Genomic DNA, 16,670 nt, shown 5'->3' with positions numbered 1-16,670 from the left:
CTGCACCGCCCGTATAAATGTTTTGTTATGCTGTTAAGCCTTATTACTTGACCTCAACGTTCTTGAAGTACCAGTTGATTCCGCCTGTGATAGTAGCGTCGTCAAGAGTTTTGCCCTCTTCACCAACTGTTTTGCCGTCGTTTGTTTCGATAACGCCGTCAAATACGTTGAATGAGCCGTCTTCGATCTTAGCCTTAGCCTCGTCAACAGCCTTCTGCATATCCTCTGTGCAGATATCCATGTTCAGAGGAGCGATGTCTACAAGACCGTCAGCCATGCCGCCGTAGTAGTTCTCACACTTCCAGTTGCCATCTACGATCTGCTTTACCTGATATGTGTAGTATGCAGACCAGTTCCAAAGAGTTGAAGTAAGTGTAGCCTTAGGAGCGTCCTTAGACATATCTGTGTTGTAGCCTACGCCCCACTTGCCTGCGCTTTCAGCCTCGAGCTGTGGGTTAGGTGTGTCGCAGTGCTGAGCGATAACGTCGCAGCCCTCAGAAAGAAGAGCCTTTGCAGCGTTTGTTTCCTCTGTTGGTGAATACCAGCTGTTTGTTACCTTTACATAAACCTTAGCGTCAGGATTTACAGAATAAACGCCCATTGCGAAAGCGTCGATACCGCCTGTGCACTCAGAGTTCTCGCTGCCCATAGCGGAAACGTAACCGATAAGATTTGACTCTGTCTTCATACCTGCAACGATACCGGTGAGATATCTTGCCTGATAAATTCTTCCGAAGTAGTTGTTAAGGTTCTTGCCGTTGTTCTTGTAGCCTGTGCCGTGGCAGAAATAAACGTCAGGATATTCCTCAGCGAGGGATTCCATTTTGTCCATATAGCCCCAGCTTGTGCCGAAGATGATGTTGCAGCCTTCCTCGATGCACTCACGGATAGCTGTTTCTGTAGCAGCAGGGTCGCTGTCTGATACGTTGTTCTTTCTTACGATCTGATCGTCTTTAAGTCCAAGCTCCTTCTGCATACCAACGATACCCTGATCGTGAGCATATGTGTAGCCTGAACCGTCGGCAGGGTTGCCGATGTGTATAACACCGATCTTTACAGTGTCATAGCTGAGAGTTGTCGTCTGCTTGTCAGCCGACTTCTGTGATGCTTCGTCCTTAGCAGATGTACAAGCTGTAAGAGCTGTTACAGCAAGAGCCGCAGAAAGAACGAGCGCAAGAATACGTCTTACCTTCATGTTTGATCTTCCTCCATAAAATATTTATTGGTAACGCCTTGTGCGTTAGTCCCTGAAAGTGATAGTGCCGTTGTCCATAGAGTCAACGATAGCAAGAGATTCGAGCTTTACACCCATGTCACGGATAGTCTTTCCGCCAACCTGGAAGCCCTTTTCGATAACGATACCTGCTCCCGCAAGCTCAGCCCCTGACTGCTTTACAATATCTATAAGTCCCATAAGCGCACAGCCGTTAGCAAGAAAATCGTCTATAATAAGCACCTTGTCACCCTTGCCGAGATATTTTTCAGATACCATTACGTCATATGTAACGCCCTTTGTGTAGGACTTTACTTGAGTAACGAACATTTCGCCGTCAAGATTTTTGCTGAGAGTTTTCTTTGCAAAAATAACAGGGCAGTTGTTAAAATGCTGTGCCGCAATGCAGGCAATGCCGATACCGGATGACTCGATAGTGAGTATCTTGTTTACGCCTGTTCCTGCAAATCTCTTTGCAAACTCCTCACCGATATCGTTGAAAAGCTTGACGTCCATTTGGTGGTTAAGGAATTTATCGACTTTGAGAACGTTTCCTTCCTTTACTACTCCGTCCTTAAGAATACGCTGTTTTAAAATTTCCATGATCTTTTCCTCACGATACAAAAAATAGTTAAATATATTATTTTACATCAAAAAACAACTATATAAGAAAATTATACTACACTTTCGACGATTATTCAATTGCTATGACACGTTAAAAGTTTAACATTCTATTAATTTTCAACGTTCTTTTCTATATTGTGCAATAAAAAAATCCGCCTGAGATCTCAGACGGATAAAAGTTTTATTTTTCTTTTACTTTTCTTGAAGCTATCTTAGCCGTGTTCGGCATACAGAGCATCGCAGCGGAGCTTTCGTAAATTGTGACATATATAGGAGAGTTCGTCAAATTGCAGAAAATAAGGTTTTTCGTGTCACAGTCATAAAACTCCATAAGCTCGCTGTCGATATAATATCTCCCCAGCGTATCCCATAAATCCAGCTTTTCCTCGCTTTCCGCAAGCCCCACAGAATCAATGACCAGCCCAACGGTCACATATGCAAAAACAGGCACTACCATATCTTCATTTTTGTAGAACATCTTGTTTCCATGTGGGTCAGTGCCGTAATAGCATATAACAAGAGTATCTTCAGGTAACTCATTTGCAACGTCAGCCTGTTCATTATCACAAAGCCTCTGGCAGATCGTGAAAAATTTATCAAGCTGTGCCCTGAGCTTTTCTCTCTGCATTTTAGCTGTTTCAGCAAGCTCACTGCTTCCTGTTTTTTGTGCGGCATTTTCAGCAATATCGCAGTCAAAATAATCGCTTGGCGTTTTAAGCTCATAAACGTTGTTTATTGTTTTGGCAAAAAGCTTTCCGTCCTCAGAGTATACCGAGGTCACAGGAGAACTGCGTATGAATTTTCCGTCAGGGAACTTTTGACTGCCATATACAAGACCTTGAACGCAGTAAAACACTGTGTCGTCCGTGATAGGGTCAGGGAAACAGCTTTGAGCCGTGTTTGGATATGAAAAAAGCGAATTTTTCAAATTTCTTATTGCCACACGCCACTTGTCAAGATACATTTTTTCTCCCTCGCTTTCAGCATTCATACCTATATAATATCAGATAGTGTATATTTTGTCAATAAAGCTGACTGCTTAACAAGAGAAAAAAGTCCTCCGTTTATCTCAGAGGACTTTTCAAATCATTTAGTTCGGCTGAAATATTTTTCGTTTGCACTGCCTGAAATATTGATCTTTATAAGATTGGTCGTTCTCAGGCGTACCAGCTCATCTATATACGGCTTCATAACAAAGTCGGAAACTCTGTTCTTCAATTTTGTCATGCCTTTAAGTACGCCGTGAGCCTGGGTTATAGCAATAACAGGAAGTCTTCTTTCATCAATGTCAAGAGGAAATTCATCGTCCTTGGAAATAAGCTGTATGTCAAAATAAATAAGGTCGATATCCTCGTTAAGAAGAAGCTTTTTTCCTGCCTGAATGGTTTCTGCAGTGAAAACAGTATTTTCCTGAGAAAGTATCTCTTCTAGCTGACAGCGTGCGTCGCTGTTGTTGCTGACGATAAGGATCTTGTGCTTTCGGTCTATTTCATCTTGGATATAGTTCTTATAGTCGTTTATGCGTTTATCCGTCAACACCATGTCGGTCACGTCCGTGAAATACGCTATAAGTACAGAGCTTACACCCATTTCGCTGACAAATCGTAAATGCGTCTTGAACCAGTGCTTCCTGCCGTTTATCTCGTGCATACTGAGAACACATTCTGCTCTGTCCTTGCTCTCTATTGCCTTGTTTACAGAGCTTTTGAATTTCTCTTTGCATTCGCTGTCAATGCAGTTCATAACATTGAGTTTGCCGTACACACTGCTGTCATAGCCGTATTTTTGTAAAAACGCCTTGTTTGAACATACCATTACCACTGTGCCGTCCGGAAAACATTCATATATCGTAGCAGGCTGGTCGATGCTGTCGATATATGCCAGCAATCCTCCGCTCTTGCCCCACAGCAGGTCGTTTACTGATGTCCCGTTCTCAGGCACAGGCTGTTCCTCCTGATCTGAGATAAGCTTTTCATACTCTGCCACAGGCAAAGGCTTTGAAAAATAGAAGCCCTGAATGTAGTCACAGCCTACGCTTTTCAGAAATTCTACCTGCTCCGCTTTGTCAACGCCTTCTGCTATAACAGGGATATTGAGCCATTTGGCCATTCTGATAACAGAAGAAATTATAGTTTCTGCACGGCCGTCATACTTTGCCTTGAACATGAACATCATGTCCATTTTTAGCATATCCACCTGAACATCTTTGAGTACGTTCAGGGAAGAATAGCCACTGCCAAAATCGTCCATGAGGATAGTAAAGCCATTATTTCTGAGCTGGCTAGTGATATCATCTATCATTACATTGTCGTCAGTATAAACGCTTTCCGTTATCTCGATGTTGAAATACTTAGGCTCAACGTCATACTTTTTCGTAAGTTCGATTATTATTTTTGAAAGATTAGGGTTGTAAAGGTTTACCCTTGAAACGTTTACAGAAACAGGGAAGAGCGGAACTCCGCTGTCTTTCCATTCCTTGAGCTGTTTGCATACGCATTCCCATATGTAGAAATCAAGCTTTGAGATAAAGCCGTTCTTCTCAAATATCGGGATAAACACACCAGGTGAGATAAATCCCTTGGTAGGGTGTATCCACCTAGCAAGAGCCTCCGCACCCACAGGCTTGTTTGTCTTTACGTCGTATTTAGGCTGATAGTAAGGTACGAACTCATTATTTTCAAGAGCGTCGCTCATTTCATTTATTATATTCTGCTCATTTTCAATAGAAAGCCGCATTTTGTCATCATAAAAAGCATAGCTTTTCATATAATGCCCTTTTACAGTTTTAGCGGCAAGAGCGGCACGGTCGCACATGAAGGATATTGGCAGGCTTCTGTCAGTCACCACATAAACGCCGTAAACGATCATGATGTTATAGCTTGCGGACAGTTTTTTCATGTTTTCAACAGCCTGCTCTATCTGCTTTACTGTTTCTTCCTTGCCCTGATAAGGGGTGAAGATACCGAAAACGTCAGCGTCTATCCTACCGAAGGTACAGCATTCCGTTGTTTTTGCAAAATCTCTTATACGTTTTGCAACATGCTTTAGCAGTCTGTCTCCATACGCAGTGCCGAAAAATGAATTTATAAGCTTGAAACGGTCGATATCTAGTCTTAGAAAAGCGAACTGCTTGTCAGGATTAGCCTTAAGAAGTGCCTTTGACGCACTGAAAAATTTATTCTTTGAATATATCTCCGTAAGAGGGTCGTAGTTCATAACGTTATTAAGCTCTTTGAGCAGCGATACCTGACTTCTTGCGATAACGTTTTTGAGCCTTAGCTTTATAATATCAGCGTCATAAGGCTTTGGAACAAAGTCCCACGCACCGCTTTCAAGCACCTTTTTTTCAGTGTCTCTGTCTGATTTTTCTGTTAGTATAATAACAGGTATCTGAGATAAGGTTTTATCCTGCTTTATTTTATCCATGAACTCATATCCGTCCATTTCGGGCATTATGATGTCCAGTATTATAGCGTCAACTTTTTTATCCTGTTTTTTTAGCTTTGTAAGAGCCTGTATGCCATTTTCTGCTTGGATCACAGAATAGTCAGAATGTAGTATGTCGCAAAGTATAGATCGGTTCGTTGTGCTGTCGTCAACGACAAGCACGGTTTTCTGTATGTCCATTTGCAGCTCCCTTCTGTCATATGGCAGTTTAATATAACGTCTTCATATCATAAGTATACAACATGTCGGTAGGATTTTCAACATTTTTTATCAGTGCTTGCAGACTTTTTGGATTATTCGTTATAAATAGCTATTTTTGATTATCCAAGATACAAATAATTTGGTACTGTTTGCACAAGCCGTACTATTTATTATGACAAAGCTTTTCCGTTTTTGGCATCATCACAAGCAGAAGTATGAAGAAAAATGCAAGATAAACGGGCATAAGCTTAAGGCTCGCATGGTTTGCGATAAGCCCGAAAACAGGGGGCATGAAGGTCGCCCCTGCAGGGAAGAGATAAATCAGCCCTGCCCGAAATCAAATCTCTTGTAAAGCTTTTGTATCTTAGAAGCGATGACGATAGGCGGATAACCACCGCTTATGACATAGTGTGAGTGGGCAAGATATAAAGGTCTTCGATAGTCAAACCGCTCTAAAAGCTGTTCTCTGGTGGAGTTGTAAGCGATAGGTCTGTTAGGGTCGTTTTTTATGCGTCCGTAGCAGGTGTTGAAATATGTGTCGATAAAGACCACCATGCCCGATCTTTTAGCCACCTTGCCGTTCTCCTCCGAAAGCAATGCTCCGCCGCCTGTTGCAACAACGCCGCCAATGTCAGCAAATGCTGCAAGAGCCTCGGTTTCAAGCTTCCTGAAATGCTCCTCACCGTATTTGTCGAATATTTCAGGTATGCTCATTCCTGCCGTATTTTCGATATACTTGTCAAGGTCAACGCACTGACAGCCCATTTTTTTCGCCAAGATCTTTCCCACAGTAGATTTTCCGCAGCCCATAAAGCCGCACAAAAATATTGGTCTCATATTTACTATCCTTATTATAATGTATTTTACTTAAAATCCTTCTCCACAGCGATCTCCATTTCGTCTATGATAGATTGAACTTCCTCGTCTGTGTATTCGTCGCCGTCCCATATCTCGTGAGCGGAAACCGCCTGCCAAACTAGCATTGCCATGCCTCCGACAGCGTTCTTGCCCATAGCCTTGGCTTTCTGCATGAGCAAAGTCTCACGAGGGTTGTATATAACGTCAAATACCGCACCGCTCGCCTTTATAACTTCATCAGGAACAGGGCAGGCGTTTGTCTTAGGATACATTCCCACAGGGCAAGCGTTCATAAGCAGCTCGTAGTGAACGTCGGTCGGTATCTCAGTGTTTAGAACAATAGTTATCCTAGCGTCAGACTTCATAGCCTTTATTTCTTTCTCTACCTGCTTAGCCAAAGGCATATCGCTCTCCAGTACCGCAATGTAAAGGTCAGCCCCGGCAAGAGCCGCCTCAATTGCCATCATTCTGCCTACTCCGCCGCAGCCTATAAGCAGTATCTTTCCCGTGAAGTCGATATTCATTGCACGAACAGTCCTGAGAAAGCCGTCGCAGTCAGTGTTGTAACCAACGTGCCTGCCGTTTTTGTTGTCAACGCAGTTTACAGAGTGATAACGCTTTGCCGATTGGTCAAGCTCATCAGTGTAGTCGATAATGCCTATCTTGTGGGGAATAGTGATGTTGTAGCCGTTAAGAGAATTAAGATACTCCGCCTTGTCCTTAAGCTCCTCAGGCTTTACCTCCAGTATCTCGTACTCGTATTCACGGTTTTTTAGTTCAAAAAGCCTGGCGTGAATAGGCGGCGACATAGTGTGTTTAAGCGTTTCTCCAAGTATAGCGTATTTTCTTGACATTTTACATTCCTTCTTTATAAAAAATTTCCGCATATTAATAATGTATATCTGTAGGGGCAACTTGCAATTTATTGCACAAATCTTAATAACCGCACAATGTACAGTAGGGGCGAACAGTGTTCGCCCGCATTGTCGCCTGAAACTGTTTCGGCAGGATAATTGCCTTTTACAGCCTTATAGTTATCTCACGGTTAGTAGGTATATACCTGCGTATCTTTACCCCCGTCAGCTCAAACATTTTCTTAGAAGCCTTAACTCCGTCAGTGTCAGCGTATTTGTCTTCCCAGTAAACGACTTCCTTTATGCCGCTTTGAATGATAGCCTTTGCACATTCGTTGCATGGAAAAAGTGAAACATATATCTTGGCATTCTGTAAGCTTCCTGCCGCATGGTTGAGAATGGCGTTAAGTTCGGCATGACACACAAATGGATATTTCGTGTCAAGAAACTCTCCGTTCCTGTCCCACGGCATCTCATCATCAGAACACCCGGTAGGCATACCGTTGTAGCCTACTGACAATATCTTGTTGTCCTGAGAAACTATGCAAGCCCCTACCTGCGTGTGAGAATCCTTGCTCCTCTGTGCAGATAGCAGTGAAATGCCCATAAAATATTCGTCCCATGATATGTAGTCATTGCGTTTCATTTTATACACCGCCTTTTATCAGGTATCTTCATCATCAATGTCTGATATGCTCAGCATTGTCACCTTGCCGTCATCATCAAAAAAGAAAGTCGCCAAAAAGCTCCTTTTCTTGTATTTCCATGCGTCTGCGTCAGGACTGTCAGGCTCGCCGAAAACTTTTTTGACTTCCGTCTTGTCATCACCGCATTTTACCCCTGCAATGCTCATTCCCTTTTTATCGGAACTGCTTTGCGCCGCACTTATCTGACGTATCTTCGACTTCCTGTCAATATTGTCAACACTGTCCGCTTCTACCTTAACAGTGCCTATTATACTGCCGTCCTGCATAAGCGCCACCGAGAATATCCCCTTGCCGTTTGAGTTTCCCGAAAAAGGATAATCCAGCGTGTATTCATATTCCTCGCCAATATCGTCCAGAGTGCATGGTATCTGTATATCCTTGCCGTTTATCTTTATCTCCCACGCACATTTTCCACAGGCACTCAGACAAACAAGCATTGCCACCGCCAATGCCAACAGCAAAGCCCTTTTCATAGCCTTTTTCATTTTTCTCCCCTCGATATTTTAGCTCAGAGAAGCAAGAGCCTTTTCCATTGTGGCATTGTTCTCAATGTTCACAGCGTTCTTGCCCTTGAGAGTTTTCTTTACAAGACCCGTAAGCACCTTGTTAGGACCAAGCTCGATAAAGTTTTCATAGCCTGCCTTTTCCATTTCTGCAAGCTCAGAAGTGAACTTAACGGGTGAAACGATGTGCTTGGCAAGCATATCAGGCATAGCAGAAAAGTCCTCAAGCTTTGTTCCAAGAACGTTTGAGTAAAAATCTACATTTGCAGTCTTGAATTCAACTGTCTTTGCAGTTTCGATAAATTCATCAGCCGCACTCTGCATGAGCTTTGAGTGGAAAGCGGACGCAACATTGAGCTTTATAGCCTTTTTCTTCATCTCCGCAAACTTTGCCGCAGCCGCCTCGCAAGCCGCAGTATCACCAGCGATAACAGTCTGAACGGCTGAGTTGTAGTTTACAGGAACAACATAGCCCTCTGTTTCCTCGCATATCTTCTCGACCTCTTCAGCAGGCAGACCGATTATAGCATACATTGAGCCACTGTTAGCCTCTGCGGCTTTCTGCATTGCAGCCGCTCTCGCCTTGATGAGCTTGAAGCCGTCCTCCATAGTTACAACACCTGCGGCTACCATAGCAGCATATTCGCCCAGTGAGTGACCTGCTACGCCGTCAAATGTGATGCCCTCAGCCTTTGCGGCTTCAAAAGCGGCAAGCGAGCAAGCCATTATAGCAGGCTGTGAGTTCACTGTTTTGTTAAGCTCAGTGTCAGGGCCGTCAAATGTTACCGCTCTCAGGTCATATCCCAGCACCTTTTCCGCTGTGTCGAAAACCGCATTTGCAGCATCATACTTTTCGCAAAGCTCCTTAGCCATTCCTACATACTGTGAGCCTTGCCCAGAAAATAAGAAAATGTTTTTTGACATAAAATTTTACTCCTTTGTGGTTAAATTTATACATAGCCGCCTGATAATATCAAAGCCGCCTTATCTCATATCTGTAAATTTCTGAAAGCTATCTCCGCTCAATTATTGTTTTATGATTTAATTTTTGCAAGATATTTTCAAAAATGGACACATAATATTAACTAACGCCCTAAAACTTGTGAAAAATTCTCTAAATGTTTAAATTCATCAAGAGTTGTTCATAATTTGTTATTGACGTATCTAAAAAAACAGTTTATAATTATAATGTTATGATATGTGTTATATAGTTAAAAAATTAACTAATTATATTTTGATATAATATATTTTGACTTGCTCCATAGGAACAAGAACATTATAGCACAAATTACGGAAATATACAATATATAATATAGAATTTTCAGGAGGAAAAATCAGTGGGAAGTAAAGTAACAGGCGTAAAGATCAAGGGCATAGGCAAATATGTGCCTGAAATGGTCGCAACAAACGAGGATTTCACAAAGATCGTTGAAACAAGCGACGAGTGGATAACTCAGAGAACAGGCATCAAGCAAAGACACATCACAAATGGCGAGCCTACATACTATCTTGGAGCAATGGCGGCAAAGGCTGCAATGGCTGACGCAGGAGTAAAGGCAGAGGATATCGACCTTATTATTGCCACAACAGTAACAGGGGATTATTTCACTCCGTCACTTTCCTGCCTTATCCAGAGAGAGATAGGCGCGATAGGCTGTATCGCATTTGACCTTAACGCTGCTTGTGCAGGCTTTGTTTACGGCTTTGATACCGCAAAGAGATATCTCCAGACAGGAGATGGAATAAAGACCGTTCTCTTGGTGGCTTCTGAGGAGCTTTCAAAATTCGTTGACTATACCGACCGTTCTTCCTGCGTGCTTTTCGGTGACGGCGCAGCCGCTTTCGTCCTTGAAACAGCAGAGGATACTACATACTCAAGTTTCCTTGGCGCAGACGGAAACGGTGCAAAGTATCTTGCTTCCCGTGCTTTGAAGTCTGAGAACGCTTTCAGAACCAATACCGAGGAATTTGATATGGATATGCCTGAAACAAAGGATTATTTCTTCAAGCAAGACGGCAAAGAGGTCTATAAGTTTGCCACAAAGGCACTTCCAAATGCAGTTGAGCAGGCTTGTGCAAAGATCGAAATTTCCCCTGATGACCTTGATTGGATAGTGCCGCATCAGGCAAATATAAGAATAATCGAAACTGCCGCAAAGCACCTTGGCGTTTCAATGGACAAGTTCCCGGTATATATCGACCGCTATGGAAACACATCTTCCGCATCTATCCCTATCGCATTTTGCGACGCAGTTGCAGAAGGCAGGATAAAAAGAGGCGACAAGGTTTGTCTTGTAGGCTTCGGCGGTGGACTTACTTATGGTGCGGCTGTTTTCGAGTATTGATAATAAATATACAGTTTATATTCGGTACATAATAAATTGTTATTATGTATTATGGCATAAAATTTGCTTTTGACAATAAGGAGAACTACTATGACTACTACAAAGACAAGAATAACTGAACTTTTGGGTATAAAATACCCTATCTTTCAGGGCGGTATGGCTTGGATAGCTGAGCATACTCTCGCTTCCGCAGTTTCAAACGCAGGCGGACTTGGCATAATCGCAGGCGGCTCTGCACCTATCGACTACCTGAGAGATCAGATAAGACAGACAAAGGCGGCTGTAAACGGCAAGCCTTTCGGTGTTAATATCATGCTCATGAGCCCTAATGCCGACGACCTCGCTCAGCTCGTTATAGATGAGGGCGTACCTGTCGTAACAACAGGTGCAGGCAACCCAGGCAAGTATATGGCTGCATGGAAAGAAGCAGGCATAAAGGTGATACCTGTCGTTCCGTCAGTTGCTCTTGCAAAGAGAATGGAAAGAGCAGGCGCTGACGCTGTTATTGCAGAGGGAACAGAGTCAGGCGGACATATCGGTGAGAACACAACGATGTGTCTTGTACCACAGGTAGTTGACGCAGTTGAGATACCTGTTATCGCCGCAGGCGGAATAGCAGACGGCAGAGGAATAGCCGCTTCATTCATGCTTGGCGCAGAGGGCGTACAGCTCGGCACACGTTTCCTTGCCGCAGAGGAGTGTCAGATAAACCCTGTTTATAAGGAGCTTGTTGTAAAGGCTAAGGATACAGACAGCATCGTAACAGGCAGATATACAGGTCACCCATGCAGAAACGTTAAGACAAAGTTCTCAAAGAAGCTTGCAAGCGGCGAAGCAAACGGCACGATCACACCTGAGGAGTTTGAAGAGATAACCCTCGGTTCACTGAGAAAAGCCGTTCAGGACGGCAACCTTGAAGAAGGTTCTTTCCTCTGCGGAGCTATCGCAGGCATGGTAAAGAAGGTCGAACCTGCAAAGGATATGATAGAGGAAATGTTCACAGAAGCAGAAAAGCTTCTCGGCAAGTAAAAGACGGAGGAAGATAAAATGGCAACAGCATTGATAACAGGTTCCGCAAGAGGAATAGGTGCAGCAATAGCACTCAGACTTGCAAAGGACGGCTATAATATTGCTCTCAACGACATCTCTGAGGCAATGTTTCAAGATAACGATATAATGGATAAGATAAAGGCAGAGGGTGTAGAGTGTGAAAAGTTCATCTGCGACGTTTCAAGCTATGCACAGGTAGAGGAAACAGTCAAGGCAGTAAAGGCTCGTTTCGGCACTATCGACGTTCTCGTAAACAACGCAGGAATCACTCGTGACGGTCTTATGGCTCGTATGAGCGAGGAACAGTACGATATGGTAGTTGCTGTAAACCAGAAGAGCGTGTTCAATATGTCAAAGTTCGTTGGCAGCGTTATGATGCGACAGAAGTCAGGCAAAATAATAAATCTTGCTTCCGTTGCAGGACTTTACGGCAATCCTGGACAGATAAACTATTCCGCAACAAAGGCGGCTATCGTCGGCATGACAAAGACAGTTGCAAAGGAGCTTGGCTCAAGAGGTATCACCTGCAATGCAGTTGCCCCTGGATTTATCAAGACCCCTATGACGGACAAGCTTACAGACGCTCAGAAACAGGCTATGATAAATCAGATAGCTATGAAACGTTACGGCGAGGTAGATGAGATAGCAGGCGTTGTATCATTCCTTGCCTCAAAGGACGCAAGCTACGTTACAGGACAGGTAATAGAAATAAGCGGCGGACTTATGATGTAGTCACTCGGTCACTCGCCGTGACGGGCATTTTACGCCGTGCGTTTCGGTATGATGTAATTTGTGTCCGCTCAGCGAAAATATGCAGACCGAATAAAAATATTGTTTGGCTTTATATCAAGCAATAATGTAGGGACGAACAGCGTTTGCCCGTTATCCCACAAGCCATGTGCTCGATATGTGCCGTGGAAAGATAAGATATATCATTGTTTCAGAAATAAAGGAGTGTTTAAATGAGAAGAGTTGTTATCACAGGTATGGGTACAGTAAACCCTCTTGGAAAAAACGTAGAAGAGTTCTGGGAGAACATCAAGGCTAACAAGAACGGTCTTTCATATGTTGACCAGTTCGATACTGAGAATTTCCCTGTAAAGATAGTCGGAGCTGTCAAGGATTTTGACTGCACAGAGTATATAGACAAAAAAGAGGCAAAGAGAATGGATAGATTCACACAGTTCGCTGTGTGCTCTGCAAAGCAGGCTCTTGCCATGGCCGGCACTGATTTCAAGGACGTTGATCCTTTCAAAGCAGGCGTTATAATCGGCGTTGGTATCGGCGGTCTTAACATGACCGAAAAGGAAGTCACAAAGTTCAACGAAAAGCCTGACAAGGTGTCCGTATTCTTTATCCCTATGATGATAGGCAATATGGCTGCCGGCACTGTTGCAATGCAGACAGGCTTTAAGGGCGATAATTTCTGTACCACTACAGCTTGCGCTTCAGGTACTCACGCTATCGGCGAGGCTTTCAGAAAGATAAAGGACGGCTACCTTGACGTTTGCCTTTGCGGCGGCTCAGAGGCTTGTATCTCTCATTTCGCACTCAGCGGCTTCAACAATATGAAGGCTCTCTCAAAGGCAACAGAGCTTGACAAGGCTTCAACTCCATTCGACCTGAACAGACAGGGCTTTGTCCTTGGCGAGGGTGCAGGCATACTTTGCCTTGAAGAGTATGAGCACGCTAAAGCAAGAGGTGCAAATATCATAGCTGAAATAGCAGGCTATGGCGCAACAGGCGACGCTTATCACATGACAAGCCCATCACCAACAGGTGAGGCTGCCGCTCATGCAATGAAGTATGCCTATGAAGAAGCAGGTCTGAAGCCTGAGCAGGTGAACTACATCAACGCTCACGGCACATCAACAGGTCTTAACGATAAGTATGAAACAACAGCTATCAAGCTTGCTCTTGGCGAAGAAGCCGCAAGAAAGACGGTCATAAACTCCACAAAGTCTATGACAGGTCACCTTCTTGGTGCGGCAGGCGGCATGGAAGCTATCGTTACTGCACTTTCTGTACAGAACGACTTTGTTCATAAAACAATAAACTACACCACTCCTGACCCTGAGTGCGACCTTGACTACTGTGTTGAGGGCAACAGAGAAATGCCTGTCTATGCAGCACTTTCAAACTCTCTGGGCTTTGGCGGACATAACGCTACTATCTGTATCAAGAAGTGCGACTAATAAGGAGAAACTGATATGAGCGAAAAAATTTATGGTCAGTTTGACCTTGAAACAATAGAGAAGCTTGCCGATATCGTGAAGAATAAAGACCTCGGTGAGATAACAATAGCTGACGGCGACAAGGTGATAACAGTAAAGGGCAAGAAATGCCCTCCTCCTGCACCAATGGGAATGCCTATGCCAATGGCTGTAGGCACAGCTTTACCTGCTACCCAGACAGCACCAGAAGCGTCGGCAACATCAGCGCCGGTAACAGGCGGCAAGGCAGTTAAAGCCCCTATCGTGGGAACATTCTATGCCGCTCCGTCACCTGATTCAAAGCCGTTCGTAAGCGTTGGCGACAAGATAAAGAAGGGCGACACTATCTTCATTATCGAGTCCATGAAGGTAATGAGCGAAGTACAGAGCGAATTTGACGGCGTGGTAAGAGAGATATGCGTAAACAGCGGCGACGCTGTTGAGTTCGATCAGACCATAATGATACTTGACTAAACTGATTTGGAGGAAAGACAATGGCAGTTGTTTTGAATAAAGAGCAGATCATGGAAATAATCCCTCACCGTGACCCTTTTCTGCTTATCGACGAGGTAAACGAGCTTGAAGTGGGCAAGCGTGTAAAGGCTACAAAGTATATAAAGGCTGAGGACTTTTGGTTCAAGGGACATTTCCCGAACTATCCTGTTACCCCAGGCGTACTTATGGTAGAGATGTGTGCGCAGGCAGGTGCAGTTGCACTGCTTTCACTTCCTGAGAACAAGGGCAAGATAGGTCTGTTCGGCGGCATAAACAACTGTAAGTTCCGTCAGCAGGTAGTGCCTGGTGATAAGCTGGATATCGAGGTGGAGATAATCAAAGTCAAGGGTCCTATCGGCGTTGGAAAGGCACTTGCTTCTGTAAACGGCAAGAAGGCTGTTTCCGCTGAGATAACTTTTGCGATAAAGTAAGGTATCTCTTATTCTAGTCATAATTAGTGAGGCATAATATGTTCAAAAAAGTATTGATAGCGAACAGAGGCGAGATCGCTGTCCGCATTATAAGAGCCTGCCGAGAGCTTGGCATACATACTGTTGCGGTATATTCCACCGCCGACAGAAACGCTCTCCATGCTCAGATAGCAGACGAAGCAGTCTGCATAGGTCCTGCACCAAGCAAGGACAGTTATCTTAATGTCAGGGCGATAATCTCCGCCTGCGAGATAACAGGTGCAGACGCTATCCACCCGGGCTTTGGCTTTCTGTCTGAAAATCCGTCCTTTGCGAGAATGTGCGAAAAGTGCGGCATAACTTTCATAGGACCGAGAGCCGAGTCTATTGAAATGCTTGGCGATAAAGCGCAGGCAAAGGAAACAATGAAAGAAGCAGGTGTGCCTGTTATAATGGGTTCAGACGGTGCTATCTCAAATATCCATGCGGCGCATACCCTTGCAAGAGATCTTGGCTACCCTGTTATGGTAAAGGCTTCAGCAGGCGGCGGAGGACGTGGCATAAGGATCGTTCACTCCGACGATGAGCTTGAATCACAGATGACCGCCGCAAAGCAGGAAGCTCTTGCCTGCTTCGGCAATGACGAGATCTATATCGAGAAATTCATAGAAGACCCTAAGCATATCGAGATACAGATACTTGCGGATAATTACGGCGATGTTATCTATCTGGGCGAGCGTGACTGCTCCATGCAGAGAAGAAATCAGAAGGTCCTCGAGGAAGCCCCTTCCCCTGCAAGCTTTATGAATGAGGAGCTTCGTGCGAAAATGGGCAAAGCCGCTTGTACAGCCGCTAAGGTCTGCGGCTATAGGAATGCAGGCACTATTGAGTTCCTTGTGGATAAAAACGGCGAGTTCTATTTCATGGAAATGAACACCCGTATACAGGTGGAACACCCTATCACAGAAGCTGTTACAGGCGTTGACCTTGTAAAGCAACAGCTTCTTATCGCATCAGGACAGAGATTGTCTATAAAGCAGGAGGATATAAAGCTGACAGGTCATGCAATAGAGTGCCGTATAAATGCGGAAAATCCGCTTCTTGATTTCAGACCGTCACCTGGCAGGATAAAGTCGCTCTTTATCCCAGGAGGACCAGGAATAAGAGTAGATACCGCAGTTTATCAGGGCTATGAGATACCGCCTTATTACGATTCAATGATAGGCAAGCTCATCGTTCACGGTAAGAACAGAGAAGAAGCTATTGCGAAAATGACATGGGCGCTGTCTGAGTTTATCGTAGACGGCGTTGCAACCAATGTTGATTTCCAGCTCAAGCTTATAAGACGCCCTGAGTTTTTAGAGGGCAATTACGATAACGGTTTTCTTAACCGTACCGACATTTTGGCAGATGAGAGGAGTAAGGAATAATGCTTGAAGATCTGTTTTCTGTCGTTAAAGTAAGATTTAACGGCGATAAGGCGGACGATGACAAGAAAAAGACCGATATCCCAAAGGGTCTGCTTTTCAAGTGTCCAAGATGCAGAAACGTCACTTTTATGGAGGAGTTTCAGGCAAACGGCAAGGTTTGTCCTCACTGTAACTATCATTCAAGACTTACCGCAAAAGAACGTCTTGATATAACCATAGATAAGGGCAGCTTTGAGGAATTTGATAAGGATATGGTATCAAAAAATCCTATAGATTTCCCTGACTATGAAGCAAAACAGCAGGCTTTGAGGGAAAAGACA

The 16,670-nt window shown here is 44.1% G+C and carries 17 protein-coding genes and 1 pseudogene; 8 read left to right on the top strand and 10 right to left on the bottom strand.

The window, feature by feature from the left end:
• Positions 1-43: 43 nt before the first annotated feature.
• The 10 genes from QVO88_RS08915 to fabD form a co-directional block, all read right to left on the bottom strand.
• Positions 44-1,195, bottom strand: a complete 1,152-nt coding sequence (locus QVO88_RS08915) for a BMP family ABC transporter substrate-binding protein (RefSeq protein WP_022288139.1) — start codon at positions 1,193-1,195, stop codon at positions 44-46.
• Between the two features lie 45 nt (positions 1,196-1,240).
• Positions 1,241-1,816: a xanthine phosphoribosyltransferase gene (locus QVO88_RS08910; protein ID WP_022288138.1), complete on the bottom strand. Its 576-nt coding sequence runs from the start codon at positions 1,814-1,816 to the stop codon at positions 1,241-1,243.
• Between the two features lie 202 nt (positions 1,817-2,018).
• Entirely contained in the window at positions 2,019-2,828 is an 810-nt protein-coding gene (locus QVO88_RS08905; RefSeq protein ID WP_288177940.1) for a hypothetical protein, read from the bottom strand.
• A 95-nt stretch (positions 2,829-2,923) separates the two neighbouring features.
• Entirely contained in the window at positions 2,924-5,464 is a 2,541-nt protein-coding gene (locus tag QVO88_RS08900) for an EAL domain-containing protein (protein WP_022288136.1), read from the bottom strand.
• 184 nt (positions 5,465-5,648) lie between these two features.
• Complete coding sequence (locus QVO88_RS08895) at positions 5,649-5,777, bottom strand: hypothetical protein (RefSeq protein WP_265290570.1); 129 nt, start codon at positions 5,775-5,777, stop codon at positions 5,649-5,651.
• A gap of 29 nt (positions 5,778-5,806) precedes the next feature.
• The gene (locus QVO88_RS08890) at positions 5,807-6,322 is read right to left on the bottom strand and encodes a shikimate kinase (RefSeq protein WP_022288135.1); all 516 of its coding nucleotides are present in this window, start codon (positions 6,320-6,322) and stop codon (positions 5,807-5,809) included.
• Between the two features lie 26 nt (positions 6,323-6,348).
• A complete protein-coding gene (locus QVO88_RS08885; RefSeq protein WP_022288134.1) occupies positions 6,349-7,197 on the bottom strand; it encodes a shikimate dehydrogenase in 849 nt (282 codons plus the stop codon).
• A 166-nt stretch (positions 7,198-7,363) separates the two neighbouring features.
• Positions 7,364-7,843, bottom strand: a complete 480-nt coding sequence (locus QVO88_RS08880; protein ID WP_022288133.1) for a dCMP deaminase family protein — start codon at positions 7,841-7,843, stop codon at positions 7,364-7,366.
• A gap of 18 nt (positions 7,844-7,861) precedes the next feature.
• Positions 7,862-8,389: a hypothetical protein gene (locus QVO88_RS08875; protein WP_022288132.1), complete on the bottom strand. Its 528-nt coding sequence runs from the start codon at positions 8,387-8,389 to the stop codon at positions 7,862-7,864.
• Between the two features lie 18 nt (positions 8,390-8,407).
• Positions 8,408-9,331, bottom strand: a complete 924-nt coding sequence (fabD, locus tag QVO88_RS08870; protein WP_022288131.1) for an ACP S-malonyltransferase — start codon at positions 9,329-9,331, stop codon at positions 8,408-8,410.
• A gap of 413 nt (positions 9,332-9,744) precedes the next feature.
• On the opposite strand from fabD, the gene QVO88_RS08865 reads away from it, so the two are divergent.
• The 8 genes and pseudogenes from QVO88_RS08865 to QVO88_RS08830 all read left to right on the top strand — a co-directional run.
• Positions 9,745-10,752 (top strand): beta-ketoacyl-ACP synthase III, encoded by a 1,008-nt coding sequence (locus tag QVO88_RS08865; protein ID WP_022288130.1) that lies wholly within the window; start codon positions 9,745-9,747, stop codon positions 10,750-10,752.
• A gap of 90 nt (positions 10,753-10,842) precedes the next feature.
• Complete coding sequence (fabK, locus tag QVO88_RS08860) at positions 10,843-11,781, top strand: enoyl-[acyl-carrier-protein] reductase FabK (protein WP_022288129.1); 939 nt, start codon at positions 10,843-10,845, stop codon at positions 11,779-11,781.
• 18 nt (positions 11,782-11,799) lie between these two features.
• Complete coding sequence (fabG, locus tag QVO88_RS08855) at positions 11,800-12,534, top strand: 3-oxoacyl-[acyl-carrier-protein] reductase (RefSeq protein ID WP_022288128.1); 735 nt, start codon at positions 11,800-11,802, stop codon at positions 12,532-12,534.
• 230 nt (positions 12,535-12,764) lie between these two features.
• Entirely contained in the window at positions 12,765-13,997 is a 1,233-nt protein-coding gene (gene fabF, locus QVO88_RS08850) for a beta-ketoacyl-ACP synthase II (RefSeq protein ID WP_022288127.1), read from the top strand.
• 15 nt (positions 13,998-14,012) lie between these two features.
• Positions 14,013-14,489, top strand: a complete 477-nt coding sequence (gene accB / locus QVO88_RS08845) for an acetyl-CoA carboxylase biotin carboxyl carrier protein (RefSeq protein ID WP_022288126.1) — start codon at positions 14,013-14,015, stop codon at positions 14,487-14,489.
• A 20-nt stretch (positions 14,490-14,509) separates the two neighbouring features.
• Positions 14,510-14,941, top strand: a complete 432-nt coding sequence (gene fabZ / locus QVO88_RS08840; RefSeq protein ID WP_022288125.1) for a 3-hydroxyacyl-ACP dehydratase FabZ — start codon at positions 14,510-14,512, stop codon at positions 14,939-14,941.
• A gap of 38 nt (positions 14,942-14,979) precedes the next feature.
• A complete protein-coding gene (locus QVO88_RS08835) occupies positions 14,980-16,350 on the top strand; it encodes an acetyl-CoA carboxylase biotin carboxylase subunit (RefSeq protein ID WP_022288124.1) in 1,371 nt (456 codons plus the stop codon).
• Positions 16,350-16,670 (top strand): annotated as a pseudogene (locus QVO88_RS08830) (acetyl-CoA carboxylase carboxyl transferase subunit beta); the annotation flags it as partial. The gene QVO88_RS08835 and the pseudogene QVO88_RS08830, both read left to right, overlap by 1 nt.

The organism is Ruminococcus sp. CAG:57 (genome assembly GCF_000435935.1).
Taxonomy (GTDB): Bacteria; Bacillota; Clostridia; order Oscillospirales; family Ruminococcaceae; genus Hominimerdicola; species Hominimerdicola aceti.
Note: the sequence above shows the minus strand (reverse complement) of the source record. Positions and strands in the feature narration are given on the sequence as shown.

What these genes read in the sequence shown, in the direction of transcription:
- QVO88_RS08915 (WP_022288139.1), bottom strand. Translation starts at nt 1,195, where the DNA reads ATGAAGGTAAGACGTATTCTTGCGCTCGTTCTTTCTGCGGCTCTTGCT.
- QVO88_RS08910 (WP_022288138.1), bottom strand. Translation starts at nt 1,816, where the DNA reads ATGGAAATTTTAAAACAGCGTATTCTTAAGGACGGAGTAGTAAAGGAA.
- QVO88_RS08905 (WP_288177940.1), bottom strand. Translation starts at nt 2,828, where the DNA reads ATGAATGCTGAAAGCGAGGGAGAAAAAATGTATCTTGACAAGTGGCGT.
- QVO88_RS08900 (WP_022288136.1), bottom strand. Translation starts at nt 5,464, where the DNA reads ATGGACATACAGAAAACCGTGCTTGTCGTTGACGACAGCACAACGAAC.
- QVO88_RS08895 (WP_265290570.1), bottom strand. Translation starts at nt 5,777, where the DNA reads ATGCCCCCTGTTTTCGGGCTTATCGCAAACCATGCGAGCCTTAAGCTT.
- QVO88_RS08890 (WP_022288135.1), bottom strand. Translation starts at nt 6,322, where the DNA reads ATGAGACCAATATTTTTGTGCGGCTTTATGGGCTGCGGAAAATCTACT.
- QVO88_RS08885 (WP_022288134.1), bottom strand. Translation starts at nt 7,197, where the DNA reads ATGTCAAGAAAATACGCTATACTTGGAGAAACGCTTAAACACACTATG.
- QVO88_RS08880 (WP_022288133.1), bottom strand. Translation starts at nt 7,843, where the DNA reads ATGAAACGCAATGACTACATATCATGGGACGAATATTTTATGGGCATT.
- QVO88_RS08875 (WP_022288132.1), bottom strand. Translation starts at nt 8,389, where the DNA reads ATGAAAAAGGCTATGAAAAGGGCTTTGCTGTTGGCATTGGCGGTGGCA.
- fabD (WP_022288131.1), bottom strand. Translation starts at nt 9,331, where the DNA reads ATGTCAAAAAACATTTTCTTATTTTCTGGGCAAGGCTCACAGTATGTA.
- fabK (WP_022288129.1), top strand. Translation starts at nt 10,843, where the DNA reads ATGACTACTACAAAGACAAGAATAACTGAACTTTTGGGTATAAAATAC.
- fabG (WP_022288128.1), top strand. Translation starts at nt 11,800, where the DNA reads ATGGCAACAGCATTGATAACAGGTTCCGCAAGAGGAATAGGTGCAGCA.
- fabF (WP_022288127.1), top strand. Translation starts at nt 12,765, where the DNA reads ATGAGAAGAGTTGTTATCACAGGTATGGGTACAGTAAACCCTCTTGGA.
- accB (WP_022288126.1), top strand. Translation starts at nt 14,013, where the DNA reads ATGAGCGAAAAAATTTATGGTCAGTTTGACCTTGAAACAATAGAGAAG.
- fabZ (WP_022288125.1), top strand. Translation starts at nt 14,510, where the DNA reads ATGGCAGTTGTTTTGAATAAAGAGCAGATCATGGAAATAATCCCTCAC.
- QVO88_RS08835 (WP_022288124.1), top strand. Translation starts at nt 14,980, where the DNA reads ATGTTCAAAAAAGTATTGATAGCGAACAGAGGCGAGATCGCTGTCCGC.